Below are 26,383 nucleotides of genomic sequence, written 5' to 3'. Positions count from 1 at the left end.
TGCGGCACACTGGCCGCTGGAATTTCATTGTTGGATTGCAAAGATTGGGCGTCGCGAGCGGACTTGGGTGACACAAACGTCATAGTTTGCGCTCAGTGCTCTGCAGCTTGGGCAATCTCCGCCAGGCTTTGCGGTGCGACCAGTTTTGGCGTGACGGGTGTACCGGAGCCGCGAATTTTCTGCAGGCCGTTGACCACGATTCTGTCGCCACTCAGCAAGCCATTGCGGATCAGCGTGCGCTCACCCTGGCGCGGGCCCACTTCTACCGGGCGGCGTTCGGTGAGATTGTCCCGGGTGACCACATAGACGTAGCGGCGGTCCTGGTCGGTGAGCACGGCTTTGCTGTCCACGAGCACAGCCTGCTCCGCTTTTTCAACGGGCATTTCCACCCGCGCGAACTGGCCCGGTTTGAAGGTGCCGTCGGGGTTGGGAAGCACGGCGCGGAACTGGATGGTGCCGGTATCGCTGTTGAGGCGGTTGTCGACGAAGTCCAGTTTGCCCTGGTGCGGATAGCCCGCCTCACCGGCAAGGCCGATATGGACTGTGGGGGTGGAATCGGCGCTGAGCAAACGGCGGCTCTCCGCGAAGGTCTGCTCGTCACTGTCGAAATAGACATACATGGGGTCGACGGAAACCAGGGTGGTCAACAGGGTTGTGTTGGCATTGGCCAGGTTGCCCAGGGTCACCATTGCGCGGCCGATCCGGCCGCTGATGGGTGCCTTCACCTGGGTGTACTGTAAATCCAGGCGCGCCTTTTCCACCGCTGCTTCAGCGGCTTTCAGGGCGGCGCGCTCCACATCCCGCGATGCCACGCGGCGATCGTATTCCTCCCTCGAGATAGTCTTGCTGCCCAGCAGCTGGTGGGCGCGGTCAGCCTGCTTGGTGTTGAAAGACAATTGACTGCGGACCCGCTGCAGATCCGCCTCCGCAGCGCGCAGACTGGCCTCAAAAGGGCGGGGGTCGATGGTAAAGAGCACATCGCCGCGCTGCACCAGCGCTCCTTCGGCAAAGGACACCTGGTCGATATAGCCGCTGACCCGCGGTCTCAGCTGTACGGACTCCGGCGCGGCTACCCGGCCGGTAAAGCTGCGCCACAGGATTGTGGCTTCGGTACTGACCTGGGCCACTTCCACCGCTGGGGGTGGCGGCTGCTGTGCGGCCGGTTCGCCGACGTCACAGCCGGCCAAAGCCAGCGCAGTGAAGCTGAACAGTGTGGCTGCGAATTTCTTGACCATAAGGCGTTTACTCCCTCGACTGCGGAAAGGTTGTGCGGGCCTGCACCTCCCTGACTGGAGCACAACTCTAGGGGCGGGCGAATCTGGAGCGGTATTCGGGAACTGTGGATTGATTGCCTATTTCTATTTGCATTCAGACCTTTGGGGTGAAGGAGGCGATCATTGTGAGAAGTGATCAAAGGTAATTTATGAATGCTTTATCATTTATGACAATTTGATTAGTATAAGGAATTACTCAGACTGGTTGGGCCAAATGGCACTTGCCTATTCCCGTGCAGCCATTGCCCAATTCTGCGAGTGGACGGGTAGATTGCCTAAAACTCCATAGTCATGCCCATTACCTTGCTTGAAGATACCCGGCCGCTGGCGGGGGCCAGGGGGATTTATGAATGCCTTTGACAGAGTGAAACCCGAGACAGTCCCCGCGGAGCTTGAGTCCGCCCGGCAAAAGCTGGTCCGCATAATACTGCGGCAGGCTCCGCAGCCGGGAAGGACCGAGACAGGGCTGGATGGTTTGATCCTGATCCGCAGCAATGGGCCCGCAACCTGCACCTCTTCGGTAATTGCACCGTCACTCAGTTTTATTATCCAGGGCAGCAGGACGCTGGGGCTGGGGGACCGGGAGGCCACCTATATGCCCCTCAGCTATGTGGCGACCTCGGTGCACCTGCCGCTCGTGGGCAGGGTGGAGTTCGCGTCCGAGGAGACTCCATTTCTGACAGTGAGAATGACCATCGACCCCAAAGAGGTAGCGGATCTGGTGCTGGAGCTGGGAGACAAGGCACCCGGGCTGGAAACGGACATCCACTGTACTGAGGTCAGCTGTGGCTTCTCCGTTGCCCAGATGAACCAGGATTTACTGGATGCGGTTATCCGTCTGGTGGACCTGGCAGAGAACCCTGTGGATGCGCGAATACTGGCTCCTCTGGTGCGGCGGGAGATTGTCTATCGGGCCCTGATGGGGGAGATTGGGGTGCATATGCGCAAGTTCGCCATGGCGGATAGCCAGGCAAACCGCGTGTCTCGGGTAGTGGAGGTGCTCAAGGATCGCTTTGCTGAGTCGCTGCGCATCAGCGACCTGGCGGAACAGGCCAATATGAGTGAATCCTCCCTGTATCACAGTTTCAAGCAGATCACTCGTATGTCGCCTTTGCAGTTCCAGAAGAGACTGCGCCTGAATGAAGCGCGGCGCCTGATGTTGAGTGAGGGCCTGGAGGCGGCCTCCGCCAGCTACCGCGTGGGCTATGAGAGTCCCTCCCACTTCAGCCGCGAATACAGCCGTATGTTCGGCCTGCCGCCGCGCGCGGATGTGAGTAAATTGCGCGATGAGTGGCAACTGCCCGCTTGATTGAGGTTTCAGTGCTGCTGTCATGTCCGGAACAGCAGCTTGCCGACACTGCAAAAGAAAAATAAGTCCGGGAAATCAGTCGCCGGTTTTTTCCCAGGGCAGCCACAGGCTTATTCGCAAGCCCCCGCCGGAGCGGTTAAGCAGTTGAAGCTGCCCGCCGTGAGCGTCGACGATTTCCCGGCACAGGGTAAGGCCCAGTCCCACCCCCTGCTCCTTGGTGGAAAAGAAGGGCAGCAACGCCTGTTGCAATACTTTTTCGCTCATGCCGGAACCGCGGTCGGTGATTACCAGTTGTTGTCCGCGGTCGTCCGCACTGATGCGCAATTCTATATCTTCGCTGTCACTACCCGCTTCGCGGGAATTTTTGATCAGGTTGAGCAGCGCCTGCTCCATCTGCACCGGATCGAAATATCCTGGGCGTCGCGGAACTCCGCCCTTTAAGGTGAACTTCTGTAATGGAGCGATTCGCTCAATCAGGGCCCGCCAGTCCACCACTTCACAACTGGGCGCCGGCAGCTTGGCAAAACGCGCATAGCCCTGGGTGAATTCCGTCAGGTGTTGGCAGCGCTCGGCGACGATATCGAACACTTTTTCCAGATCGGCGGCCCTGTCCGGCTTGGCGATCAGCATTTTACCGGAGTGTGCCAGGGAGGAGATGGGCGCTAGAGAATTGTTCAGTTCATGGCTGATCAGCCGAATGACCTTTTTCCATATTTGTACCTCGGCCCGCGTCAGCTCCTGGGTCATTTCGCGCAATACTACCAGGCGGTGCCTGTGGGCGTTGAGGATAAAGGTGCTGTTGCCGATATGTATCGAATGAGTGCCGTTTTTGTCGCTGTAATTGAACAGGCCGTTTTGTCGATTTTCGATCGCACTGGCGATTTCATGCGGGCTGTTCGGCAGCAGTTTTTCCAGCAGCAAACCCTGGATGGGCCTGCCGTTATTCAACAGTTTCCTGGCGCTGTTGTTGGAATAAATAATATGCTCACCCTGGTCCATCAATAACAGTGCCTGAGGGGAACTCTGGATCACCGTATCCAGGAGCAGCTCGCGCTGGTAAATATGGGCGCGCTCGCGTCTCAGGTGCTCGCCGATGTCGTTGTAAAGGCTGGTTATCTCGTGCAGTTCGCGGACTTTTGGTGGCACCAGGGAAATGGAGAAGTCGCCGTCGCGAAAATTGAGCAGCCCGCTTCGCAGGGCTTTGAGAGTGGTGGTCAGTGGGCGCAGCACCAGGCGTATAAGGCCGACAAGCACGAGGACACCCAGCAGCATGCCCAGGGCCCAGGAAAGGCGTTGATCGAAGCCGAGTGCCAACAACAGCCAGGGAATGGCAGTGCCAACCACCAGCCCCAGGAGTGCGGTGGCGACCAGGCGCCCTTCCAGGGAAAAAAACTTGGACATCAATAGGGAATACCGTGTTTTTCCAGGCGACGGTAAAGTGCCTGGCGACTCATGCCCAGTTCCCGGGCGGCCTGGGCGATCACTCCATTGCAGCTGGCCAGGGTCTGTTGCAGCAGTTCGCGGCTGGGCTCAAAACTCATTTCAGCCCGGTCGGCGACCGGCTGTGTAGGTAGCGCTAAAACCGCTTCGTCGATGGTGTCCCCCCGGCACAGAACCGCGGCGCGCTGCATTACATTTTGCAGTTCGCGCACATTGCCCGGCCAGAGGTGGCGGGTCAATACTGTCAGCGCCTGCGGAGATAGTTTCTTCGGCACTTCCCCCTGGCGCAAAAAGTGCATTGCCAGAGGGACTATATCTTCGCGGCGCTCACTCAGGGGTGGCAGGCGCAATTCGATCACATTCAGTCGGTAGAAGAGATCCTGGCGGAAGTCGCCGCTCTCAATGGCCCTGGGCAGATCGCTGTTAGTGGCGCTGATGACCCGCACCTCAACTCTGCGGGTTTGGCTGCTGCCGAGCCGCTGGAACTCTCCGGTCTGCAGCACGCGCAGGAGTTTCACCTGGCCGCTGGCGGAGAGTTCGCCTATCTCGTCGAGAAACAGGGTGCCGCCGTCGGCGGCCTCGAAACGCCCCTGGCGGGCCCGGTTGCCGGCGCCGGTGTAGGCGCCGGCTTCGGCACCGAACAGCTCTGCCTCCATCAGCGCTTCCGGCAGGGCGCCCACATTGACTTTGACATAGGGGCCGTCGCGCAAACGGGAATTGGCCTGCACTATATCGGCGATCTTTTCCTTGCCGGCACCGTTGGGTCCGGTAATCAGCACCGGCACATCGGACCTGGCCACCTGGGTGGCCATTTCCAGCAGTGTTTGCATTTTTTCACTGCGATAGACAATGTCCTGCAGGTCGTAGGATTTCGCCAGGTCGTTGCGGGCCTGGAGGGCCTGCTGTTGCGATACCCGCTGGTGCCGCTGCAGTTCCCCCAGTTCCAGCAGGTTGTTGATGGTGGAAATCAGTTTGTTGTCGTCCCAGGGTTTGCCCACATAGTCCGCCGCGCCGGCTTTGACCATTTCCACCGCCATTTCCAACTGGGTCCAGGCGGTCAGCAAAATGATTGGCAGGTCCGGGTTGATCTCCCGGATGGCGAAAAACAACTCTCGGCCCTCTTCCCCGGAGGTGGTGTCGGCGCTGAAGTTCATATCCTGGATAACCAGGCGGATGTCCCTGTCTTCCCGCAGTAGCTGCAGGCCGGCCTGGGGTGTGATGGCGCGGAGGGATTGCAGATTGTGCAGGGACAGCAGTATCTCCAGGGCGGAGACGATACTGCTGTTGTCGTCGATAATCAGTATTTTATCCATGGGGTAGGGGTTCGACCGCTGTATGCCCATTATGCAGTGACTGCGCATGAGTGGGAACTGTGGTGAGACGGCTGTCCAACGGTCCCGCCAAAGGCATTGGCGACGACCTAATCCGAAAGTTGGCGAGTTGGGTGCCCGGTGGCGGGTTGGTGATCAAAACTCAATACTCTGGCCAGCTTCCACTGGCCGTCCACCTTTTGCCAAACATGGGTAAATTGCCCACTTTCGCGCAGCACTTCGGTATTGTCAGCGCGGATGCCGTAGAAAAGGTGAGTTCCTGTTTGAATAGCCCCAAACTTATTGAGCGGGTACACTCTCATGCCCTCCGCGACAAGTTGCCGCCGCGCTCTAATATCGCTGCCGTCCTTTCGTCTTTGGCACATCCGCTCCAGACCACGGAGAAACTCGGCCCCGGAACTGGCGGTTTTCCCCCATTTGTCATGGTACATCTCAAAGTCTGCGGTGATCAGATTTCGGGATGCTTCCAGGTCGCAGTTATTGAAGACTGCATCGAAAAATATCCGGTCAATGTTGGTAATTTCCGCAGTGAGTTGTGGCGAAACAGCCGGTCCGGCAATTACCGGGTGTTCTTGCGCGTAGCCGTGACGGCTTAAAATACAAAGTCCCGTGATTATTAGGGGGGCAATGGATCTGAACATAACCAATTCCTCTAAGCGTTTTTTATTCGGTATTTGTCAGTTTATCTAGCCCGGCAACCGCTTGGGTTGCCGGTGCCATAGGGTCGTTACACTACACACTCCGGGTGGCGGTTGCCGGGGAAATATTGGCGGCGCGCATTGCGGGAACCAGAGCGGCCCCCAGGCTGACCAGCAGAATCAGCAGGGCGCATATGGCCAGCGATGTCAGGGGCAGCACCGGCTGGGAATAATCGCGCACCAGGTACTGGTTTGCAATCAGGGCGGCGGCGGCACCCAAAGCGATACCTGTACCGGCAATCAGGCTGTTTTCCAGCAGGAAATAGCGGCTGATATTGGCGCGGGTGGCCCCCAGTGCCCGCCGTACACCAATCTGTTTGGTGCGCTGGTTTATCCAGAAGCTGGTGAGCCCCACTATGCCCAGTGCCACAATAAAGCTGAGCATGGCGCCAACCGCGGACAGGATTTTGACCATCAGATTGTCCGTAGCGTAGCTCCGGGCCATATGGTTCGACAGGCTTCTCACCTGGATTACCCTGTCCGGGTCCCGCTCCGCAAGCTTGTCAGCCAGGGTTTGTAAGACTGCGTCGCGCTTGCCGTCTTCTGTACGCACCAGATAGTTCATGCCCTGGGTGGTTTGCAGGCCGGGGAGAAATGCCACATTGCCCGCTTTTGACCAGCCCAGCCAGGCACCCAGATGCCGCTCCACGATACCGATAATCTCGATGGGGCTGTCGCTAAGAAAAAAGGATTTTCCCAGGGCATCTTCGCCTGGAAACAGTTTTTCCGCCAGTTGTCGCGTAATGATCGCCACATGCGCTTCACCGCGTTCGGTGGAAGCATAAACCTGCATCTCCGCCGGGGTAAAATTGCGGCCTGCCACCAGGGTCAGACCCAGCGTATTAATAAAATGGGGGTCGGTCCTATAGTAGTTGGCGTTTTCCCCGCCGGTTTCCTGATTTGGCTGGGTAAAAAACGTATTGGCAGAGCCGGACCCGGAGAGCGGAACCTGATGGCTATGGGTTGCATCCACTACATTGGGCAGGGCGCGGAGCATCTCCAGGTCCGCACGCACCGCCCCGGCCATATCATAATCCTGCGGGATAGCGAGGAAATCCGCTGCAATAATATTCTCCACATCCATGCCGGTTGGACGGGCCATTTTGTCGATGCGGTCCGTGACGATCAGCAGGCTATTGCTCAGGATCACCAGTGTTAGCGCCAATTGCAGGGCAATCAGCAATGCGGAAACCTTATGATGCCAGAGGGTCGACAGTATCGGTTTAAGTTCGAACATGAGCGGGCCTCACTGGGTTTTCAAGTAAATGGCAGGGTTGGTGTGGCTGATACGCCAGGCGGGATAGAGGCCCGCCAGCAGGCTGGCGATCAGCGCCAGTGCTATGGCGGCGAGCATCATCAACCAGTTCATGGAAGCCACTGTGTCGATCCATCCCATCGCCAGATGGCGACTGGCGCGTATACCCAGCAGGGCGACAACTATACCGGCGACGCCGCCCATGATTCCGATAGCGGCACTCTCGATCAGGTACTGGAAAAACAGGGCGCCGCGGCTTGCTCCCAGGGCGCGGCGCACACCCGCTTCGGGGGCCTTGCGCAGGAACTTGGCCAATAGCAGGGCCACCCCATTGATTACGCAAACCAGCAGGAACGCCAGGGAGACCCACCCCAGCACGCGGCTGTCATCTCTGAGGACTTTGTTGAGTTGCAGCCATTCGGAGGGTTTGCTCAAGGCGAATTTCAGCGGCCGCTGGAAGCGCCCCTGGGACTTTTCCCCCTGGATATAGGCGGTGAGGAATGTTTCATACTGCTGTTTTTGCTCGTCATCCCGCAGCTCCACCCAGTATTGAATCCACACAGAGTCGCTTTGCAGAAAACCCTCATAGCCTTCCGCGCTGTTACCACTTTGCCATCCCTGTGTATTGCCCCAGGTATCTATTTCAAACTTTCGGTGCAGGCCGAAAGGCACGAACATGGATTCCGTATTTGCAAAGGGACTGTTGGTGAGGTCGTACACCTTGGGGGCCGGGTTCCAGTGATCGATCACCCCCACCACAGTAAAAGGGTTGCCATTCAGGATAATGCTCCTGCCCACACTGTTTTCGCCGGTAAAGAGCTTGTCGTTGGTGGCCTTCGACAGCACCACCAATTGTGTATGCGCCTGGTCCGCCGAACTGTCCCAGGTGCCGCCATACAAAAATGGGACATCGAATAGTGCGAAGAAGTCGCGGCTGGTGACACGTGCCGAGCCCACAAAGGGGCGCAGTTGCGAATTCTCCAACTCGACAGTAAAGCCGAAACGGTGCATGGCCACCTGGCGGGTGGGAATGTCCGAGCGCAGCAGTGCCTGGGCATCCCGATAGGTCAGGTCCCAGGGTATTTCATTGGCCGTGTTGGCAGCTTCATTGGGGTCCCAGCTGTCCAACTGTACAGCGTAGAGGACATCGTCTTTGTGCTGCAGGGCATTGCGCGACATCATATAGTTGAGGCTGAGCACCGTCATGGCGGCGCCTACACCGATGGCGATGGCGGCAACCATCAGGCTGCTCAAAATCGGTGTGCTGCGCAGGCTGCGCAAAGCGAGGGCAAAATAATATCCAAGCATGGCGGTGACTCCTCAGGCGCTGGCCGCATCTGGCTGCCGTGCAACCGAGTGCAGATCACAGACCTGCCCATCCACAATCTGGATATTGTGCTGGGCGCGGCGGGCCAGGTCCGGGTCATGGGTCACCATAACGATGGTGGTGCCCCACTCGTTGATAAATTCCAGCAGTTCCATTACCTGGCGCGCCATCAAGGAGTCGAGATTGCCGGTGGGCTCGTCCGCGAGCAAAAAGCGCGGCTCGCCGGCCAGGGCGCGGGCTATGGCGATACGCTGCTGCTGACCGCCGGAGAGTTGCGCCGGCAGGTGTCTGGCGCGGGCGGACAGGCCCACCTGTTCCAGCACTTTTTGGATACGCCTGCGGCGCTCTTTGGCATTAAAACCGCGGTAACGCAACGGCACATCGATATTGTCGAACAGGTTTAAATCGGGAATCAGATTGAAGCCCTGGAAAATAAAACCGATTTTCTCGTTGCGCAGGCGCGAACGCTGCCGGTCGTTAAGGTTACTGACATCCTCGCCGTCCAGCAGGTATTGGCCATCGGTGGGGATTTCCAGCAGTCCGGCGATATTCAGGAAGGTAGTCTTGCCGGAGCCGCTGGGGCCGGTCACGGACACAAACTCCCCTTCTTTGACTTCCAGGCTGAAGTCGCGCAAGGCGTGGGTTTCGATGGTATCTGTGCGGAAACTCTTGCGGATGTTATGCATTTTGAGCATGGCGATGTTCCTTGTTAATCACTGAATTTTTTTGCGGTGTTAGGGTGGGCGGCTCTCTGTTTGTGCGGCGTTATTCCTTCAGGGCGACCAGCTGCGCGTTTTCCAGCTCCTCGGCGGATGAGACAATGATTTGATCCCCTTCCTGCAGGCCGGAGACGATCTCCACCTGTTTCAGTCCCATTGCGCCCAGTTGGATTGAAACCCGCTCCGCCTGTTGCCGGTTGTTGAGGCGGAATACAAAACGGCCACCTGTCTGGTCCAAAAATCCTCCTCGTTTCACCAGCAGGACATCGTTGCGGTTCTCCAGCAGGATGCGGGCGGTGAGGCGCAGGTTCTGGCGCAGGTTTTTGGGTTGTCCCGCGGCGAAGCGAACCCGCGCCAGCACCTGACGGTCGATGACCTCGGGTGAAATTGCGGTAATCCTGCCCGGCAGCTCGCTGCCTCCCAGGTTGATGGCCACCGCCATATTGAGCCCCAGGTCGTCGGCGTAGTTTTCCGGTACTGCGGCCTCCAGCTCGAAACTGGTGAGGTCCACCACTGTGATCAGCGGCGTGTTGGCGGCGACGGCGCTGCGCTGGGAAACGGCCAGGCTGCCGACAGTGCCGCTGACGGGGGAGAGGATTTCCAGTTCGCGTACCCGGCGCTGCAGTTCCTCTACCTGTAATTTCTGCCGGGAAACCTGGAGTTTAAGTGTCTGGGTATCAAAGCTCAGGGACTCCTTCTCCAGCTCGGAATTTTGTACCGCCTGTTCATATTCCAACTCTGCGCGGGCCATATCGTCCCTGCTTTTCTCGAAATCCAGCAGGGAGATAATCTGCTTTTCCATAGAAACTTCGGCGCGTTTTAATTCCCGTTTGGCAGCGGTGAGGTTCACTTTGGCGAGATCGGCCTTCTGCTGGTTTTCCAACCGCTGGCGTTTGGCCTGAATTTTCTGCCGCTGCAGTTCCACTGTGAGCTGGTCCAACTGGGCAGTTTCCTGAGCCAGCTGGTTGGATAATTCCGGGCTTTCCACCGAGGCCAGCAGTTGATCCACCTCCACCGTATCGCCGGCCTTTACCGCGAACTTCACAATGCCCTGGGCCGGGCTGTACAGGGTGGGACTGTTGGCGGCGACCACTTTGCCCTGTACCACCAGGTCGCGAACCAGGTCGCCGCGCTGGACCTCGGCGATATTGATCCGCGACAGGGAGAGGGTGTTATCAACCGAGCCGGTGCTGTGCCAGGCGTTGATGCCCCAGATGAGGAAGGTCAGGGTGAGGCCCAGGCCGAGAGCGCTCAGGTAGATTTTGGGTTTTTTCCACGGCGGTGCAGCTTCAATCCTGGTGTCCTGCCGGGAAGTGTCTCTGATCATCTTCGGGTCCATTTTTGTCTGTCTGTATTCGCATTCCCGACAACCGTGTGCATGGGAAGGCGGCTTTGATACTTATAAAGCAAGTAGAGCAATCCCCGTGCCAACTTTCCGACTCCAATTAAGTCTCTGATTTACATGAGATTTTTTGGAGTTGCGGGCAGGGACAGGTCTGTTCGGGTGTCCGCCACCAGTGTCCGCTGTCCGCTCTGTCCGGAGGCGGACAGGGCGGGCGGCACCGGCTGGTGGGCGACTGCGAAAGCGCTGGTCAGCGAGGGGATGGCGGGTCATGGAAGCCAGTCATGCGGCGGGCCTGTGCTTATGGTAGAGTGCGCGGCCTTTTTTTGATCAATTCCAATCGATTTGCGTTCTATGATCCTGCCTTCCCTGCTCTCTTCGACCAAAGCCGACTGGTTCGGCAATATCCGTCGCGATGTACTCGCCGGTCTGGTGGTGGCCCTGGCTTTGATTCCCGAGGCCATCGCCTTCTCGATCATCGCCGGCGTGGACCCCAGGGTCGGGCTCTATGCCTCTTTCTGTATCGCGGTGGTAATGGCCTTTGTGGGCGGCCGGCCGGGCATGATCTCCGCGGCCACCGGCGCTATGGCACTGTTGATGGTCACACTGGTTAAGGAGCATGGGCTCCAGTACCTGCTGGCGGCGACGCTGCTGACCGGGGTGTTGCAGATAATTGCCGGCACATTGAAGCTGGGCAGCCTGATGAGCTTTGTGTCCAGGGCGGTAGTGACCGGATTTGTGAACGCCCTGGCGATTTTGATTTTTCTGGCGCAATTGCCGGAACTGACGGGGGGTAGCTGGCAGGTCTACGCCATGACTGCGGCGGGGCTGGCAATTATCTACCTGTTCCCGGCTATCCCGCTGGTCGGCAGGGTTATTCCCTCGCCGCTGGTGTGTATCCTGCTGCTCACTGCGGTTGCTGTGATCCTGGGCCTGGATATCCGCACTGTGGGAGATATGGGCCAGCTGCCGGACACTCTGCCGGTGTTCCTGTGGCCGGAGGTGCCGCTCAACCTGGAGACTTTGCAGATTATTTTTCCCTATTCCGCCGCCCTGGCGGTGGTGGGCCTGCTGGAATCCCTGATGACCGCGACGATTGTGGATGACCTGACGGATACCCCCAGTGATAAGAATCGCGAGTGCAAGGGGCAGGGCATCGCCAACATCGCCGCGGGTATGCTGGGTGGAATGGCGGGCTGCGCCATGATCGGCCAGTCGGTGATCAATGTGAAGTCCGGCGGACGCGGCCGTCTCTCCACCCTGGTGGCCGGTGTGGGCCTGCTGGCGCTGGTGGTTTTTCTGAGTGACTGGGTGGCGGTGATTCCCATGGCGGCACTGGTGGCGGTGATGATCATGGTGTCCATAGGAACCTTTAACTGGGATTCGATCCGCAATCTGAAACGCCATCCCCTGTCCACCAATCTGGTGATGTTGGCTACGGTGGTTGTGGTAGTGTGGACCCACAATCTGGCCTATGGTGTATTTGTGGGTGTGCTGCTGGCGTCGCTGTTCTTCGCCAACAAGGTCAGTCACTTTATGTATGTGGCTTCCGAGCTGAGTGAGGACCAGGGCTGTCGGGTCTACCGGGTGGTGGGGCAGGTGTTTTTTAATTCGGCCGATAAGTTTATCGACGCCTTCGATTTTAAGGAGGTGGTGGACAGGGTGGTTATCGACCTCAGCCGCGCCCACTTCTGGGACCTGTCGGCGGTGTACGCACTGGATAAGGCTGTGGTCAAATTCCGCCGCGAAGGCGCCGACGTGGAGTTGATTGGCCTGAATGAGGCCAGCGAAACCATAGTTGACCGCTTTGGGGTGCACGATAAACCGGAAGAGATAGAGCGGGTGTTGGGAGGACATTGATGGGCGCGGACGGAAACAACAATAAGGAAATCAACGGCAACTCGCTGCAGCAGGAGCCGGTGGTGCTGTCGTGTATCGATGGCTCGCATCACACCGGGGCTGTGTGCGACTACGGCGCCTGGATCGCTGCACGCATCGGCGCGCCACTGAAGCTGCTGCACAATATCGAACGCACCAATGTGCCGGCGGTCGCCGATCTGACTGGCAGCATCGGTGTTGGCAGCCAGGAGGATCTGCTGGACGAACTCACAGCGCTGGAGCAGCAGCGCTCGCGCCTGATGGTGCAGCAGGGCAAATTGATGTTGCAGGCGGCGAGAGAGCGCGCCACCATGGCAGGGGTGGAGCAGGTTGTGACCTGTCAGCGCCACGACAACCTGGTGGAATCCCTGATCGAGCTGGAGGATACGATTCGCGTATTGGTGCTGGGTATCCGCGGAGAGGAGCATGGCGAATCGGAGCAGGGGCTGGGGTCGCAATTGGAAACAGTGGTGCGTTCGCTGCACAAGCCAATTCTGGTGGTGAACCGGGGTTTTACCCAGCCGAAGCGGATTATGCTGGCCTACGATGGCGGCGAGGCGGCCAAAAAAGCGCTGAGTATGGTGGCGGGCAGCCGGCTATTCGCCGATATCTCCTGCTACCTGGTGTTTGTGGGCGAACCGCAAAAGGCCGAGGCAGTGTTGGCGGAGGCAGGTGCGGAGCTGGCTGCAGCCGGGATTGCGACCACTGCCAGCCACCTGACCGGAAGCACTGTCGAGGCCCTGGTGGCCTACCAGAAGGAAAATGATATCGACCTGACGGTGATGGGTGCCTTCAGCCACAATCGACTGCGCGATCTGCTGATGGGCAGTGTTACCGCCAAGATGTTGCTGAATACCAAACAGCCACTGCTGCTGTTGCGGTAACTAGCGGGTGGCGCCTTTTCCGTCATTGGTCTCAGAGGCCGGGGAGGGACAATTCTGACAGACAAACCCATCGGTAAAGGACTGCGGGCATTCCGCCAGCGCTATCGACGGCAGTTTATCGGCCGCCACTACCGCGGCTGGCTGCATTTTACTTTTACCCTGACGGTCACCCTGGCGGCAATGGTGGTGTGTGTCGCCCAGATACGACAGGCCGTCTGGTACCAGTGGCTGACCCTGCCGCTGGCCTTTATTTTTCTGAATTTGGTGGAGTATTGGGGCCATCGGGGCCCCATGCATCGGCGACCCGGGCGCAACGCCTGGTATCTCCCCCTGCTGCGCCCTGTCTACCGGCGCCACACTCTGCGTCACCACCGCTTTTTCCATCGGGACGCCATGGCGTTCGAGGACAGCCGTGATTTTCACGCGGTGCTCTTCCCCCCGGTGTTGGTGACGTTTTTTCTGTTGGTGTCGGTAGTGCCGTCCGGCCTGGCGGTCACCTGGATTTTCGGTGCCAATGTGGGCTGGCTCTACGCCGCCATGGTGTTCGCCTATTTCCTCAATTACGAGTTGCTGCATTTTGCCTATCACACCCGCGAGGATTCGCCCCTGGGCCGAATGCCCGCAATGGCGCGGCTGCGCCGGCAACACACTGCACATCACGACCCGAGCCTGATGGGCAGTTACAATTTCAATATCACTTATCCGCTTGGGGACTGGCTGTTCGGCACCCTGTATCAGGGGCACGCAGGTGATCGAACGGAAATTCCCGCAGCTTCCTTACTCCGACAACCCAACCGATGATATCTCATCGATTGGGTTGTCGCCTTTGAAAGCCTGTTTAATTAGACGGAATAGCTTGCTTTTCTGGTTGGCAAATGGTCGAACGGAGAGGGATTGTCCAGTAGGGTCCGCAGTGGCAGAGGTGGATGTAAGTGCTTCTGTACAAGATGCACAAAGCGCAGCGTGCGGAAGGCGTCGAACCAGTGTTTCAGGGCCTGTTGCTGCTGCTCCGGGGAGAGTTTCTGTTGCCGGCAATGGCGGACAAACCGCGACCAGCCAAGCTGAATGGGAATTTCTGCCCAGGGCTCGTTGAATGTATCGGGTGGACCGGAATTTCTGACGATGGTCAGAAATTTCTGCAATTCCGAGAAAACCTGCGGTGCATACCACAGCGGCTCCTCACCGGCCTCCAGCTGTGCGGCTATCCTGGCTGTGGCGGGCCCGGTACCAAAGGGCACTCGTTGGGAGAGACGGGCGCTAATTACGAGTTTGCCCCGCTGGCGGAATTGCGTCACTGGCGCCAGTTTGGCGAGTTTGTTCAACAGGTAAAAGTCCTCCCCGGCGGCCCTGCGGGGAAAACCCCGCGCGGCGCAGTAGTGATGCGCGCTGATGGCGAGGGTACTGCCAATGGTGTGAAAGGCCCAGGGGGAGCCCGCCCAGCGCAGGCCGTCCACATAGTGTTGGAGGGCGCCTTCATACAGGCGATGGGCGCGATGTACCAGTGCCGGACCATCCTCGTGGGTAAAAGGGTAAATGGCGGCACTCCGTTCGATTGGGTCCGGCAGCCCCTGAAAATAGTCGGCGGGAAGCCGGGTATCGGCATCGGTGGAATGGATCCAGCCACTGGAAAGACATCCATTGAAAGTAAGCTGGGCGGCGATATCACAGCCGATTTTGCGCGCCAATCCCACGCCCTGCTGGCGCGGCAGTTTAAGCCCATCCCGCCAGCGCTCCACCAGCAGCAGGCCGCCGTTGTCACCCCAGTGGCGCAGGCTGAGGTGATCGCTCTGCCAAATGGCAGTTTCCCGCGCTTTGACCGCATCCAGCAGGGGGTCATTGCGGTCGCCGTCATCGGTGTCCGGCTGGTTGACCACCAGAATCAGCAAGAGTCCCGCGCCGCTGAAATTCCGCTCCAGCGAGAGCAGAAAATCGGGCTTTTCCCGGTAGCAGGGGACCACCAGAGTGTGGTTGAAGGTGAGATCAGGCCAGGTGCTCAGCAGCTGAACCTCGGGTTCGGCGTAGCGCTGGAGATAGTGTTCCACGTCGGCGATCAGCCCGGTTCAGTGCAAAGCGGCGCGGTGGGGCTGAGCGGCGGCGATGTCGGCTTCGGCATCGAGCAGCTGGTCCAGGCGAGCCTGGACTGTATCGCGGGGGAAATATTCCAATGCCAGCTCTACAAACAGCTCGTGGTGGCGGGCTTCACTTTCGGTAATGACCTGGTAAAAGGTTTTCAAAGGTCCCACTGGCAGGGCTTCCGCCACCAGGCCGAAGCGTTCGCAGCCGCGGGCTTCGATAATGCCGCCAAGCAGCAGCCGGTCCAACAGATAGACATCGCTGCCGCGGCGCATAAGTTGGCGCAGCCCATTGATGTAGGCGTCTTTTTCGTCCGCGGCCTGAAAAACTCCCCGCTCGTGCATGAGTTTGATCACTTGGCGAAAGTGATTCATTTCCTCCAGCGCCAGATTGATCATTGCCTCCACCAGAACCGGTTTGTCCGGATAGTGTGAGAACATGGACACCGCCATACCGGAGGCTTTTTTTTCCGCCGCTGCGTGGTCCTGGAGAAAGCGGTCGAAGTCGGCCAGTACCACCTGGGTCCAGCTGGCCGGGGTGGTAAATCGCAGTGTAAACATAGGGAGGGCAGCCTTTTACGTCAGGGAGAGGCCGGCAAGTCAGGGCGCGCAATCGGCGCCGGCACCTGTCAACTGGCGCGATTATACCGTTGCTGGTGGAGGTTTTGGGCAGTCGGGCCATTTTGGGGGCGCTTTGGCCGGCAGTTGGGATATTTTGGACAGGCTGGCAGGGGGCGGAGCTGCCCGCTGCTGGACTAAGACGCGTACGGCTTTAGAATGGCCGCCATTGTGACCCAATAACCACGGTGTGTGGGAGCCACGCTCCTCCGGCACCTTTATTTCTCCAAACCGACAGGAGAGAGTTTCAGGCATGATCATCCAGCCAAAAGTTCGCGGCTTTATCTGTACCAATGCACACCCGCAGGGCTGCGCCGCCAATGTGCACGAGCAGATTGATTACATCAAGTCCCAGCCGGCTATCACGGGGGGACCCAAAAAGGTGTTGGTGGTGGGTGCCTCCACCGGCTATGGCCTGGCCTCCCGGATCACCGCCGCCTTCGGTTGTGGCGCCAGCACTCTGGGGGTGTTTTTTGAGAAGCCACCGACGGAAAAGCGCACCGCCTCGGCGGGCTACTACAATGCCGCCGCTTTCGAAGCGGAGGCCCATGCGGCGGGTCTCTACGCCAGGAGTATCAACGGCGATGCCTTTTCCGATGAGGTCAAGGCGCGCACCATCGAGATGATCCGGGAAGATCTGGGTGAAGTGGACCTGGTGATCTACAGCCTTGCCTCCCCGCGGCGCACTGACCCCAAAACCGGACAACTCTACTCCTCGGTGCTAAAGCCCATTGGCAAGCCATATACGTCTCGCAACCTGAACACTGACAAACTGGAAATCGGCGATATCACCCTGGAGCCAGCCTCCGAGGAGGAAATAGCGTCGACGGTGAAAGTGATGGGCGGCGAGGACTGGGAATTGTGGCTGCGGGCCCTGTCCGATGCGGGTGTTCTCAGCGATAACTGCAAGACAGTGGCCTATACCTACATCGGCGACAAGCTGACCAGGTCTGTCTATGGCGATGCTACCATCGGCAAGGCCAAGGAGGACCTGGACCGGGCGGCGCGAACCATCTCCGCGAGCGGCGAGGCGGATGCCCATGTGGCGGTGCTGAAGGCGCTGGTGACCCAGTCCAGTTCGGCGATTCCGGTGATGCCTCTGTACATCTCCCTGGCCTACAAGGTGATGAAAGAGGAGGGTACCCATGAGGGTTGCATAGAGCAGCTTTACCGCCTCTATACCGAGGGCCTCTACAGCGACAACCCGCAACTCGACAGCGACAACCGCTATCGCATGGATGAGTGGGAACTGCGCCGTGAAACCCAGGCCAAGATTGAGGCGCTGTGGCCCCAGGTCAACAATGAAAACCTGTTCCAGCTCACCGACCACCGGGGCTATCAGGCGGATTTTCTCAAGCTGTTTGGTTTTGGTGTCGACGGTGTGGACTACGCGGCGGATACTAGCCCGCTGGTGCCGGCCGACTTCGCCTGATTCTCTATGGCCGCGGGGGCGACTTATGCCGCTCCCGCAATCCTTCCGCCAATGCCTCACTTTATCTATCCGGCAATCCGATCCACTATGTCTGGTCGATTGGATTGTATCCCTTCAAAACCTGTACAAATACGCGGAAGCGCTGGCTTTGCAAGGGTTTGCGTCGGGCTCCGACTGGCGTCGGTCCATCCTTGTGCGCATTGACCCGGCAACTTGTTCAGGGCGTCTCCATACCCAGCTGCATAAAAAATCCCGCGCCCCGAATTAATAACGGGAGTGCGCGGGATCTGTGTCCGCAATCCACACAGTGGATTGCGGTGTTGTGGCTTCGTTTTAGAAGCGGTAAGTGGAGGACAGGTAGGCGAAGCGTCCCTGGCCACTGTGCACTGTAGTGGCAAAGCCCATGAAGTCCGCATAGTCTATAGGCGGCTCTTCATCGAACAGGTTGGTTGCGCCCAGGGTGATGGTAATGTCTTCAAAGCCGAAGTAATTCACCGTGGTGTCGACAGTGGTCATGGAATCGATATCGCTCATGCCCGGCTGCTGCACTGAGGCATCCTGGGCGAAGCTGTCGATAAAATTGACCGCCACCCGCGCGGACACATTGTCCCGGTTCCAGTCCACCGCCGCAGTCCAGCGCATTTCCGGCAGCTCATAGTCCCCGGCTTCACGGTCCACCCGAGTGCCACCGTCGGCATCCGGGCGGCGATCCTCGTAGCTCAACATATAGTTGAGTACATAGGAAAAGCCGAAGCTGCCGTAACCGGTGTCCAGGTTGTAGCGCAGGTCCAGGTCCAGGCCATCGGTGGACAGGTCGCCGATATTCCGGAAGGAATCGAAAATGGTGACGACTTCGCCTGGATCACTGGGATCCGAGGAGGGCAGGCGGTCGACCACACTGGGATCGTTACCGAAGTTGCTGAACACAAACTGGGTATCGGAATCGATGATGTTCTCGATTTCGTAGTTGTAATAATCCAGTGTCACCGTCAGCTGTTCACCGATGTTCACGATAGCGCCCAGATTGAAGTTCTCCGACTCCTCCGGCCCCAGATCCGGGTTGCCGGCGAATACCACCGTGTACTCCTGGGGCTCACAGGCTTTGTTGACGTTGCCCACTGCCGCGCAGCGGAGGCTGTCCACCAGCGTCGGGGACTCATCGGTGCGTCCCAGGCCCAGCTGCGACAAAGAGGGGGCGCGGAAGGCGGTGCCCCAGGAACCGCGCAGCGCAAGGCTGTCCATCGGCGACCAGAGGAAGGACACCTTGGGGTCTGTGGTGGTGCCAAAATCGCTGTAATCCTCGTGGCGGGCCGCCAGCTGCATCTCCAGAGTGTCCAGCAGTGGGATCGCCAGTTCAGCAAATAGCGCAGTGTTGTTGCGGCTGCCGTTGGCCTGGGTGGCCTCGGTGCCAAAGACATCGCCGCGCAGGAACTGGTCATCGGGGTTGTCGCTGATGGACTCCTGGCGGTATTCGGCGCCCAGCGCCAGCATCAGGTCGCCACTGGGCATGGCCATCACCGGGCCGGAAATCTGCGCGTCATAGGAGCGGTTGGTGGACTTGCCCACCCGCGTGGTGGTGGTTTCAATGTAGGCCAGGGCTTCCGCGGAGTTGGAAGAGGGTTCAAACGGATTCCACAGGCCGCTGTCGATGGCCTCCTGGATGCGGCGGGAATTGGGGAAGCCGTCCACGCCGCGCTCCACGGCGTCGCTCTTGATATAGCTGTAGGCGGCTTCCCAGGCCCAGTCACCCAGTTCCCCTTCCAGTCCAACGACACTGCGGAAGTAGTCAGACTCCGCTTCCTTGCGGCGATTGCCGATATCCGTGGTGCGGCGGCGCATGGTCAGATCCTGGCCAAAAAAGGGATGGGTCGGCATGTCGGCAAAAGGGTGATTGGGGTTGTCACCGGCCATAAACAGTTCGTTAAAGCTGGGACTGCCGGCACCCTTGACGGTGGTTTTACTGTTCTGGCCGTTTAACTCCGCGAAGGCCTCCACGGTGCCGCCAAGTACGAATCTGCCCAGATAGTTGAAGCTGACCCTCTCGGTGGAGGGCACCATGGACATGAAGGGGGCATAGTCGTAGCGGCACAGGTTGTTGGCCGCATCGATATCTTCAGGGGCACAGACATCATTGCCAAAGGTATCGGGTAGACGATCTGTGGGATCCGAGGCCAGGGCGATGGTGCCGGGGATACCGGAGGAGCTGCGGAAGTCGGTGGCAAAGGGGTCGTTGGGGCGCAACGCGGCCTGGTTGGCGGAGCGGGAATAGTCCCGGTCCGCGTAGAGAATCTCGTCGCGGTTGAAATAATCGAGGATCAGGGTATGGCTGCTGTTGTCAGTCACATTGCCCAATACCATGCTCACATTACTTTCACCGCCACCACCGTCAGCGGTACCGCCCACCTTGCCGGATATCTCTACACCATCGAAGTCGTCGCGCAGGATAATGTTGATCACGCCGGCGATGGCGTCGGAACCATAGGTGGCGGAGGCGCCGTCTTTGAGGATGTCCACCCGTTCAATGGCGGCCAGCGGAATATTGTTGATGTCGACGAAAGCCGTATCGATGTTCTTGGCGAAAGGGCTCACCGACACCCGGCGGCCATTCACCAGGATCAGTGTCGAGTCGGCACCGAGTCCACGCAGGGAGACGCTGGCGCTGCCATTGGCGGTATCATCGCTGCTGTTGGCCTGGGTGGAAAAGGTACCCTGACCGGATACCGGCAATTTGGTAAACAGGCCGATCAGGTCGGTGACGCCGGTGGCGGCTATGTCCTCGGCGTTGAGGCTGGCCACGGGTGAGGGACCATCCATTTGCGCGCGCTTGATATGGGAACCGGTGACTTCCACCAGCTCCAATTCCCGCTCGTCCTGCGTCGCCCCGGCCTCCTGGGCCAGGGTGACGGCGCTGTGCCCTCCGAAGATGATGGTCGACAGGCACAGAGCCAGAGGGGTTTTTTTGGCAAAACACCTTTCCATAGGAATGTCCTCTTTATTAGTGGTTTTGTGAAAAAAAATTATTATTTTTGGCTTTTTTATAGCATATCCTTTGGTTTTTCAAGCTAAGACTTCTCCGGGAGTGTGATTTTTTCCCCAGGGTACATGGGAAGACGGCACTGGCGCCGTGATCTATTTACTGTAATGAAACTTCGGGTAAGCGGGCCTGGTCATCAGCAGTGCCATATCCATAGGAGCCGGATGCAGTGGCGCCTATACTGAGGGCTGCCACAGCCACCACCGCAGGATGGTTGCGACCTGCGTACAGAAAAGGGCGTCGAAATGGATACTACCGGACACCACACGTTAAACGACCTGTTTGCCCAACTGGGACTCGCCTCCGAAGATGCGGCCATCGACGAGTTCCTTGTTCGACACCACCTGCAGGGTGACGAAAAGCTGTCCACTGCGCCGTTTTGGTCCCAGCGCCAGAGAGATTTCCTGCACGAGGCCATTCAGGAGGATTCGGACTGGTGCGAGGTGGTGGATGCGCTGGATACGCTGTTGCGTCATTGATTCCCGGCCGTGTGGGCGGGAGGGGCGCCCCACTTCGCCGAGCGGGCAAAAACCGCGCAGGGGCGGTTTCTTGTCCCGGAGCCGGTGCCGCTTTGCCGTCACCGGGGCTATAATGCGTCGCTTTTGATCGCCTCTGCGGCAGACAACAGACAATGGAAAAACCCCGTTTTCGCGCGGCTCTGCTGCGGCCGCGCTACTGGCCGACCTGGCTTGTATTTGGCATCTGGTTTCTGTTGGCCCAGCTGCCCTACCGCTGGCAGCTGGGCCTGGGCCGTGTCCTGGGCCGGTTGATGCTGAGCCTGGCGGGCAGCCGCCGAACTATCGCGGAGCGCAATCTGGCACTGTGCTTTCCGCATCTCAATGCAAATCAGCGCAAAGATCTGTTGCGGCGCAATTTCGCCGCCAACGGCATCGCTGTGATGGAAACCGGCATGGCCTGGTTTCGGAGTGACGACTGGCTGCGCAAGTGGTTTTCCATCGAGGGGCTGGAGCATTTGCGTGCGCCTGTGGATCGCGGTGAGGGGGTGGTGTTGCTGGCGATGCACTTCACGACACTGGAGATCGGTGCCCAGTTCATTTCCATGTGCCACACTGTGGACGGCATGTACCGCCCACACAAGAATCCGGTGTACGACTATGTGCAGCGCAAGGGGCGTGAGCGCCACGGTGCCGATTCCCAGGTGTTCCAGCGCAAGGATGTGCGCGGTATGCTGCGGGCTTTGCAGCAGGGCCGTGCTGTCTGGTATGCGCCGGATCAGGATTACGGTATCCGGCAGGGCGTATTTGCCCCCCTGTTTGGCCACCCGGCGGCCACTGTAACCGGAACATCGAGATTCGCGCGTATCGGACGGGCCAGGGTTGTCCCCTATGTGGTGACCCGGCTGGAAGAGGAGCGGGGTTATCACGTGAAAGTTTACCCCCCGATGGAGGAGATTCCCTCCGGCGACGAACTGCGTGATGCCATTTTGGTCAACCAGTTCGTGGAGGCCCGAGTACGCGACAACCCGGCGCAATACATGTGGGTTCACCGCCGGTTCAAAACCCGGCCGGCGGGTGAGCCGGACGTCTACGAAGGCGTGCGCAAGCGCAAAAAGAAGCGCAGGAGACCGGCGCTCTAGCCCCCGCGGGATAATTCTGGCGTGAGTCCGCAACGCTCAGTAATATAGCGCACTTCACTGGGGCCGCAGCTTTCGCCCCAGATGGTGCGAAAATCGAAGGAGATGGGATGTTTTCCGGCAGTATGGTAGCTCTGGCTACTCCAATGTACCCAGACGGCAGCCTGGATTGGGACAGCCTCCACAATCTGGTGGAGTGGCATATTGAGCAGGGCAGCCGTGCCATAGTGGCCGTGGGTACCACTGGCGAGTCCGCCACCCTCAACGTCAAGGAGCACCTGGAAGTGATTCGCCGGGTGGTCGACCAGGTGGCGGGCCGTATTCCGGTAATCGCCGGAACCGGTGCCAATTCCACCGCCGAGGCGATGGAGCTGACCGAAAATGCCGCCAAGTGCGGTGCCGATGCCTGCCTCCTGGTAACGCCCTATTACAACAAGCCCACCCAGGAGGGATTGTTCCAGCACTACAGGGCGATCGCCAGGGCGGTGGCTATCCCGCAGATTCTGTACAACGTGCCCGGGCGCACCGCAGTGGACATGCTGCCCGACACGGTGTGCCGCCTCGCCGCCATCGGTAATATCGTTGGTATCAAAGAGGCCACCGGCAACCTGCAGCGGGCACGCCAACTGCTGGACACGCTCCCCGACGGTTTTGCGCTCTACTCCGGCGACGATGCCACGGCACTGGAATTGATCCTGATGGGAGGTAAGGGTGAGATCAGCGTCACCGCCAATGTGGCTCCCGCGGCAGTGGCGCAGATGTGCGAGGCGGGGATGCGGGGAGATGGGGAAACCGCAAGGGCCATCGACCAGCGCATTCAGATATTGCACAAAGCGCTGTTTCTGGAGTCCAACCCGATACCGGTAAAGTGGGCGCTCAAAGAGATGGGCCGTATTGAAGGTGGTATCCGCCTGCCGCTGACCGGATTATCCGTTCAGCATCACGCCACAGTGCGCGAGGCACTGCGCACTGCGGGTGTGCTCTGAAAGCCTCACCAAAGTATCAACTGGGGAATCGATAATGACAAAACTGACTGCAGGGGTCGCGCTTCTGGGCGCCAGTATCGCCCTGTCCGGCTGTGGCATCTTTGGCGGCGAGGACGGCTATTTCCGCGATCGCAGTGACGATTACCAGTTGGCGGACAGCCTGCCTCCACTGAGAATGCCTGAAGGGGTCAAGGCCCCGCTGCAGGAGGAGCTGTACGAGGTTCCCCAGACCGGCACAGCCGACCTGGAGCGGGGTAAATTCGAGGTGCCCCGTCCGCAGGCGCTGGCGGCCAATGTGGGGCTGGACAGGGTTAAAATCCAAAAACTGGGCAACCGCCGCTGGGTACTTGTATCGCAGCCCCCGGAGGAAGTCTGGCCCCAGTTGCACTACTTCCTGCGCCAGTCCGGTTTGCAGCTGGCGTCGTCCGATGTCAATGCCGGCCGCATGGAGACCGCATGGCTGACTTTCAAGCAGACCCCGGAAACCAAGGACAAATTCTTTCTTCAGGTGGAATCGGGTGTACAGCCGGATACCACCGAGGTCCATGTCCGCCACTTCTCCGCGCCGGTGAGCTTGCCGGCCAGTGTGCAGGTGGAATGGCCGGCTCAATCCACCGACCCGGAGCGGGAGGGCTGGATGATCGATGAGATGTCCTCGGCGCTGGCCGCCGATAGCAGTGGCGCGGCGGCCTCCCTGGTGGCGCAGGCGATCGGAGGGGGAGCGGTCAAGGTGGGACTGCAGGAACCGGCGGGCCGCGAGCCCTACCTATTTATGGGGCTGGAGCGGGAGAGAGCGGTGGCGACCCTGGTCCACGCCCTCAATTCGGGCGCCTTTCGCCTGCATCAGGAAGATACCGCCACAGGCATTTTCTACGTGACCTTCGACAAGTCCCGCGAACTGTCCGAGGAGGAGAAGGACGGCGGCTGGTTTTCCTGGGGCAGCGACGACGAGGACACGCTGGCCGAAGAGGCGGAGGGAGTGACTCTACCGCAGCTAATGGCCAATATCGATACCTCCACAACCGCTGAGCCCGCACTGTTTGAGGGTATATCGGGTGTTGGCGGCGCCGAGGCAACAGAAATCCCCGGTTACCTGGTGGTGCTGCGCAGTGCCAACGGACTGATTGAAGTGCGTATCCGCGATACCCGCGGCCAACCGCTATCCCGTGGCAAAACTTCCGAGCTGTTGATGGCAATTCGTCAGAATCTGATCTGATGACACTTAAATTTGCGTCGCTTGGCAGCGGCAGCAAGGGCAACGGTACCCTGGTTGCCAGCGGTGGTGACTGCCTGCTGGTGGATTGCGGCTTTACCATCAAGGAGACCGAGCGGCGCATGGCGCGGCTCGGGGTTTCGCCGGCGGACCTGTCGGCGATCCTCGTTACCCACGAGCACAGTGATCACCTCTCCGGCGTCGCGCCACTGGCGCGAAAGTACGGCCTGCCCATCTACCTGACCCCCGGCACACTCCGTGCGCGGGATTTGGGTAAACTCCCCCGGGCGCACCTGATCGAGGGCTATCAACCGTTTGCGGTGGCCGATATCCAGGTGACTCCTGTGGCGGTGCCTCACGACGCCCGGGAAGCGGCCCAGTTTGTATTTCGCAGCCGCGCCAGCAGCCTTGGCCTGCTTACCGACCTGGGTACTGTGACACCCCATATCGAGTCGCACTTCGGCGACTGCGACGCCCTGGTACTGGAAGCCAACCACGATCCGCAAATGCTGGCCCAGGGCCCCTATCCGGCGCCACTGAAGCGCCGTGTGGGCGGAGCCTATGGGCATCTCAGCAATCAGCAGGCGGCGGGTTTCCTGCGCAGGGTGGGTGCGGAGCAATTACAGCACCTGGTGGTTGCGCATATCAGCGAAAAGAACAATACCCTGGAGCTGGCGCGAAAAGCGCTGGCAGATGTATCGGAGCAAGTGACCAACTGCCTGTTCGCCTGCCAGCAACAGGGTTTTGGCTGGCTGGAAATTGAGCCCCGCGGCTGACCCTTATCCGGCGACGCGGGTGCGACCGGATTGAGACTTCCCTATGGAAACCCTGCTGATCTATCTCGCAGTCGGCGCTGTGGCCGGTACCATCGCCGGCCTGTTTGGGGTGGGTGGCGGATTGATCATAGTCCCGGCACTGGTGCTGGTGTTCACCGCCATGGGGATTGAGGCGGAAGTGCTTACCCAGATGGCGGTGGCCACCTCTCTGGCGACCATAGTGGTGACTTCCACCAGTGCGATTCGTATCCATCACCTGCGGGGGGCGGTGGACTGGCGGCTGTTCCGGACAATGACCCCGGGGATTTTGCTCGGTTCCTGGCTAGGCGGTGTGACGGCGCACTGGCTGCCCGGCGCCTGGTTACAACTGCTGATCGGTGTTTTTGCCCTGGTGATCGCGATCCGTATGTGGTTGGCTGGCCTGCGCCGCAGAGCAGTTCCAGAGGACGCCAGCCCATTGCCTAAAAGACCCGCGCTTGCCGCAGTAGGGGCATTGATCGGTTGGGCATCGGCCATTTTTGGTATCGGCGGCGGCTCACTGACGGTGCCCTTTTTATCCCACTGTGGAGTGAGGATACAGCGGGCGGTCGCCACTTCGGCAGCCTGCGGCCTACCCATTGCGATAGCCGGTGCACTTAGCTTTGCGGTGCAGGGGTGGGGTAGTGAATCGCTGCCGCCCGGGAGTGGTGGCTATATCTACTGGCCGGCATTCATTGGCATAGTGGTGGCCAGCACCCCCTGCGCACACCTGGGTGCGCTGCTGGCGCATCGCCTGCCGGCCCAAGTACTCAAGAACAGTTTTGCGCTGTTGCTCTGTGTGATCGGTGTCCGGTTTGTCTGGTTGAATCTAGGGCTGGTGCTCTCCTGAGTGCCACCCATTTCAGTGGAGCTGATTAATGAAAAGTAATTATTCCTGGGAGCTGAAAATTAGCAACAAAGTAAGTTGCCGCTTTAGTGCGGTATGATGGGGTGTTACAGCCTGGTGGAGACCCGCGCAGGTTGCTCAGTGTAATTACGCAGGTTTTCAAGGGCGAAGGCCCGATGGGTGAGAGCTCATCCACTAGCAGGCTGTTGATTTTCAGCCAGATTCAAACACGGTAATCGTTTGAATCCGCAATTCTCGGCCCAAATAGACGATTTAAGGCCATTTTTTACCCTTACGGGCCTTGGTGGCGAGCTTTCCCCGCCTTCAAGACGGACT

At 59.3% G+C, this 26,383-nt stretch carries 23 protein-coding genes; 11 read left to right on the top strand and 12 right to left on the bottom strand.

The genetic code is table 11. From position 1 onward, the window contains the following. Nucleotides 1–92 precede the first annotated feature (92 nt). On the bottom strand, nt 93–1,235 hold the full coding sequence (locus AB1S50_RS15115) for an efflux RND transporter periplasmic adaptor subunit (protein WP_367151752.1): 1,143 nt from the start codon (nt 1,233–1,235) through the stop codon (nt 93–95). A 385-nt stretch (nt 1,236–1,620) separates the two neighbouring features. On the opposite strand from AB1S50_RS15115, the gene AB1S50_RS15110 reads away from it, so the two are divergent. After that, nucleotides 1,621–2,583, top strand: a complete 963-nt coding sequence (locus AB1S50_RS15110) for an AraC family transcriptional regulator (RefSeq protein ID WP_367151750.1) — start codon at nt 1,621–1,623, stop codon at nt 2,581–2,583. A gap of 75 nt (nt 2,584–2,658) precedes the next feature. On the opposite strand, the gene AB1S50_RS15105 is transcribed toward AB1S50_RS15110, so the two are convergent. The 7 genes from AB1S50_RS15105 to AB1S50_RS15075 all read right to left on the bottom strand — a co-directional run bounded on the left by AB1S50_RS15105 (nt 2,659) and on the right by AB1S50_RS15075 (nt 10,680). Then, entirely contained in the window at nt 2,659–3,984 is a 1,326-nt protein-coding gene (locus AB1S50_RS15105) for a sensor histidine kinase (RefSeq protein ID WP_367151749.1), read from the bottom strand. After that, nucleotides 3,984–5,336 (bottom strand): sigma-54-dependent transcriptional regulator, encoded by a 1,353-nt coding sequence (locus AB1S50_RS15100; RefSeq protein ID WP_367151747.1) that lies wholly within the window; start codon nt 5,334–5,336, stop codon nt 3,984–3,986. Before AB1S50_RS15100 ends, AB1S50_RS15105 begins: the two co-directional genes overlap by 1 nt. Before the next feature lie 107 nt (nt 5,337–5,443). After that, nucleotides 5,444–5,995 carry a nuclear transport factor 2 family protein gene (locus tag AB1S50_RS15095; RefSeq protein ID WP_367151746.1) on the bottom strand — a complete coding sequence of 184 codons (552 nt, stop codon included), beginning with the start codon at nt 5,993–5,995 and terminating at the stop codon, nt 5,444–5,446. A 91-nt stretch (nt 5,996–6,086) separates the two neighbouring features. Beyond that, nucleotides 6,087–7,289, bottom strand: coding sequence for an FtsX-like permease family protein (locus tag AB1S50_RS15090; RefSeq protein WP_367151745.1), 1,203 nt, complete (start codon nt 7,287–7,289; stop codon nt 6,087–6,089). 9 nt (nt 7,290–7,298) lie between these two features. Continuing rightward, complete coding sequence (locus AB1S50_RS15085; protein ID WP_367151744.1) at nt 7,299–8,615, bottom strand: ABC transporter permease; 1,317 nt, start codon at nt 8,613–8,615, stop codon at nt 7,299–7,301. A 12-nt stretch (nt 8,616–8,627) separates the two neighbouring features. Continuing rightward, nucleotides 8,628–9,329, bottom strand: coding sequence for an ABC transporter ATP-binding protein (locus AB1S50_RS15080; RefSeq protein ID WP_367151742.1), 702 nt, complete (start codon nt 9,327–9,329; stop codon nt 8,628–8,630). A 70-nt stretch (nt 9,330–9,399) separates the two neighbouring features. Next, the gene (locus AB1S50_RS15075; protein ID WP_367151740.1) at nt 9,400–10,680 is read right to left on the bottom strand and encodes an efflux RND transporter periplasmic adaptor subunit; all 1,281 of its coding nucleotides are present in this window, start codon (nt 10,678–10,680) and stop codon (nt 9,400–9,402) included. A 369-nt stretch (nt 10,681–11,049) separates the two neighbouring features. Here AB1S50_RS15075 and AB1S50_RS15070 point away from each other — a divergent pair, with 369 nt between their 5' ends. Together AB1S50_RS15070 and AB1S50_RS15065 are read left to right on the top strand one after the other, a co-directional pair. Then, complete coding sequence (locus AB1S50_RS15070) at nt 11,050–12,555, top strand: SulP family inorganic anion transporter (protein WP_455363756.1); 1,506 nt, start codon at nt 11,050–11,052, stop codon at nt 12,553–12,555. After that, nucleotides 12,555–13,457, top strand: a complete 903-nt coding sequence (locus AB1S50_RS15065) for a universal stress protein (RefSeq protein WP_367151738.1) — start codon at nt 12,555–12,557, stop codon at nt 13,455–13,457. Before AB1S50_RS15070 ends, AB1S50_RS15065 begins: the two co-directional genes overlap by 1 nt. On the opposite strand, the gene AB1S50_RS15060 is transcribed toward AB1S50_RS15065, so the two are convergent. Next, nucleotides 13,458–13,604 (bottom strand): hypothetical protein, encoded by a 147-nt coding sequence (locus AB1S50_RS15060; protein ID WP_367151736.1) that lies wholly within the window; start codon nt 13,602–13,604, stop codon nt 13,458–13,460. It abuts the gene before it with no gap. Between the two features lie 33 nt (nt 13,605–13,637). Here AB1S50_RS15060 and AB1S50_RS15055 point away from each other — a divergent pair, with 33 nt between their 5' ends. After that, nucleotides 13,638–14,258, top strand: coding sequence for a sterol desaturase family protein (locus tag AB1S50_RS15055; RefSeq protein WP_367151735.1), 621 nt, complete (start codon nt 13,638–13,640; stop codon nt 14,256–14,258). A 41-nt stretch (nt 14,259–14,299) separates the two neighbouring features. Here AB1S50_RS15055 and AB1S50_RS15050 read toward each other — a convergent pair whose 3' ends face one another. Both AB1S50_RS15050 and AB1S50_RS15045 read right to left on the bottom strand, forming a co-directional pair. Then, nucleotides 14,300–15,499: a hypothetical protein gene (locus AB1S50_RS15050; RefSeq protein WP_367151734.1), complete on the bottom strand. Its 1,200-nt coding sequence runs from the start codon at nt 15,497–15,499 to the stop codon at nt 14,300–14,302. Between the two features lie 18 nt (nt 15,500–15,517). After that, a complete protein-coding gene (locus AB1S50_RS15045) occupies nt 15,518–16,090 on the bottom strand; it encodes a tRNA-(ms[2]io[6]A)-hydroxylase (protein WP_367151732.1) in 573 nt (190 codons plus the stop codon). A gap of 310 nt (nt 16,091–16,400) precedes the next feature. On the opposite strand from AB1S50_RS15045, the gene fabV reads away from it, so the two are divergent. After that, nucleotides 16,401–17,579: an enoyl-ACP reductase FabV gene (gene fabV, locus AB1S50_RS15040; protein ID WP_367151731.1), complete on the top strand. Its 1,179-nt coding sequence runs from the start codon at nt 16,401–16,403 to the stop codon at nt 17,577–17,579. A 333-nt stretch (nt 17,580–17,912) separates the two neighbouring features. Here the strand turns inward: fabV and AB1S50_RS15035 are convergent, their stop codons facing one another. Then, a complete protein-coding gene (locus AB1S50_RS15035; protein WP_367151729.1) occupies nt 17,913–20,558 on the bottom strand; it encodes a TonB-dependent receptor plug domain-containing protein in 2,646 nt (881 codons plus the stop codon). 300 nt (nt 20,559–20,858) lie between these two features. On the opposite strand from AB1S50_RS15035, the gene AB1S50_RS15030 reads away from it, so the two are divergent. The 6 genes from AB1S50_RS15030 (at nt 20,859) to AB1S50_RS15005 (ending at nt 26,050) form a co-directional block, all read left to right on the top strand. Continuing rightward, nucleotides 20,859–21,092 carry a DUF2789 domain-containing protein gene (locus AB1S50_RS15030; protein ID WP_367151728.1) on the top strand — a complete coding sequence of 78 codons (234 nt, stop codon included), beginning with the start codon at nt 20,859–20,861 and terminating at the stop codon, nt 21,090–21,092. Between the two features lie 152 nt (nt 21,093–21,244). Next, nucleotides 21,245–22,210 carry an LpxL/LpxP family Kdo(2)-lipid IV(A) lauroyl/palmitoleoyl acyltransferase gene (gene lpxL / locus AB1S50_RS15025; RefSeq protein WP_367151727.1) on the top strand — a complete coding sequence of 322 codons (966 nt, stop codon included), beginning with the start codon at nt 21,245–21,247 and terminating at the stop codon, nt 22,208–22,210. A gap of 107 nt (nt 22,211–22,317) precedes the next feature. Beyond that, the gene (gene dapA, locus AB1S50_RS15020; protein ID WP_367151725.1) at nt 22,318–23,193 is read left to right on the top strand and encodes a 4-hydroxy-tetrahydrodipicolinate synthase; all 876 of its coding nucleotides are present in this window, start codon (nt 22,318–22,320) and stop codon (nt 23,191–23,193) included. Between the two features lie 34 nt (nt 23,194–23,227). Then, on the top strand, nt 23,228–24,409 hold the full coding sequence (bamC, locus tag AB1S50_RS15015; RefSeq protein WP_367151724.1) for an outer membrane protein assembly factor BamC: 1,182 nt from the start codon (nt 23,228–23,230) through the stop codon (nt 24,407–24,409). After that, entirely contained in the window at nt 24,409–25,182 is a 774-nt protein-coding gene (locus tag AB1S50_RS15010) for an MBL fold metallo-hydrolase (RefSeq protein WP_367151723.1), read from the top strand. Before bamC ends, AB1S50_RS15010 begins: the two co-directional genes overlap by 1 nt. 43 nt (nt 25,183–25,225) lie before the next feature. After that, a complete protein-coding gene (locus tag AB1S50_RS15005; protein WP_367151722.1) occupies nt 25,226–26,050 on the top strand; it encodes a sulfite exporter TauE/SafE family protein in 825 nt (274 codons plus the stop codon). Nucleotides 26,051–26,383 lie beyond the last annotated feature (333 nt).

It is taken from the genome of Microbulbifer discodermiae, from assembly GCF_040742695.1.
Lineage (GTDB): Bacteria > Pseudomonadota > Gammaproteobacteria > Pseudomonadales > Cellvibrionaceae > Microbulbifer.
This window is presented reverse-complemented; position numbering and strand designations above follow the sequence as displayed.

Coding starts and splice junctions, on each gene's coding strand:
- AB1S50_RS15110 (WP_367151750.1), top strand. CDS start 1,621: ATGAATGCCTTTGACAGAGTGAAACCCGAGACAGTCCCCGCGGAGCTT.
- AB1S50_RS15085 (WP_367151744.1), bottom strand. CDS start 8,615: ATGCTTGGATATTATTTTGCCCTCGCTTTGCGCAGCCTGCGCAGCACA.
- AB1S50_RS15070 (WP_455363756.1), top strand. CDS start 11,050: ATGATCCTGCCTTCCCTGCTCTCTTCGACCAAAGCCGACTGGTTCGGC.
- AB1S50_RS15035 (WP_367151729.1), bottom strand. CDS start 20,558: ATGGAAAGGTGTTTTGCCAAAAAAACCCCTCTGGCTCTGTGCCTGTCG.
- bamC (WP_367151724.1), top strand. CDS start 23,228: ATGACAAAACTGACTGCAGGGGTCGCGCTTCTGGGCGCCAGTATCGCC.
- AB1S50_RS15105 (WP_367151749.1), bottom strand. CDS start 3,984: ATGTCCAAGTTTTTTTCCCTGGAAGGGCGCCTGGTCGCCACCGCACTC.
- AB1S50_RS15030 (WP_367151728.1), top strand. CDS start 20,859: ATGGATACTACCGGACACCACACGTTAAACGACCTGTTTGCCCAACTG.
- AB1S50_RS15045 (WP_367151732.1), bottom strand. CDS start 16,090: ATGTTTACACTGCGATTTACCACCCCGGCCAGCTGGACCCAGGTGGTA.
- dapA (WP_367151725.1), top strand. CDS start 22,318: ATGTTTTCCGGCAGTATGGTAGCTCTGGCTACTCCAATGTACCCAGAC.
- AB1S50_RS15115 (WP_367151752.1), bottom strand. CDS start 1,235: ATGGTCAAGAAATTCGCAGCCACACTGTTCAGCTTCACTGCGCTGGCT.
- AB1S50_RS15100 (WP_367151747.1), bottom strand. CDS start 5,336: ATGGATAAAATACTGATTATCGACGACAACAGCAGTATCGTCTCCGCC.
- AB1S50_RS15080 (WP_367151742.1), bottom strand. CDS start 9,329: ATGCTCAAAATGCATAACATCCGCAAGAGTTTCCGCACAGATACCATC.
- AB1S50_RS15055 (WP_367151735.1), top strand. CDS start 13,638: ATGGTGGTGTGTGTCGCCCAGATACGACAGGCCGTCTGGTACCAGTGG.
- AB1S50_RS15060 (WP_367151736.1), bottom strand. CDS start 13,604: ATGCAGCCAGCCGCGGTAGTGGCGGCCGATAAACTGCCGTCGATAGCG.
- AB1S50_RS15065 (WP_367151738.1), top strand. CDS start 12,555: ATGGGCGCGGACGGAAACAACAATAAGGAAATCAACGGCAACTCGCTG.
- AB1S50_RS15010 (WP_367151723.1), top strand. CDS start 24,409: ATGACACTTAAATTTGCGTCGCTTGGCAGCGGCAGCAAGGGCAACGGT.
- AB1S50_RS15075 (WP_367151740.1), bottom strand. CDS start 10,680: ATGATCAGAGACACTTCCCGGCAGGACACCAGGATTGAAGCTGCACCG.
- fabV (WP_367151731.1), top strand. CDS start 16,401: ATGATCATCCAGCCAAAAGTTCGCGGCTTTATCTGTACCAATGCACAC.
- AB1S50_RS15095 (WP_367151746.1), bottom strand. CDS start 5,995: ATGTTCAGATCCATTGCCCCCCTAATAATCACGGGACTTTGTATTTTA.
- AB1S50_RS15005 (WP_367151722.1), top strand. CDS start 25,226: ATGGAAACCCTGCTGATCTATCTCGCAGTCGGCGCTGTGGCCGGTACC.
- lpxL (WP_367151727.1), top strand. CDS start 21,245: ATGGAAAAACCCCGTTTTCGCGCGGCTCTGCTGCGGCCGCGCTACTGG.
- AB1S50_RS15090 (WP_367151745.1), bottom strand. CDS start 7,289: ATGTTCGAACTTAAACCGATACTGTCGACCCTCTGGCATCATAAGGTT.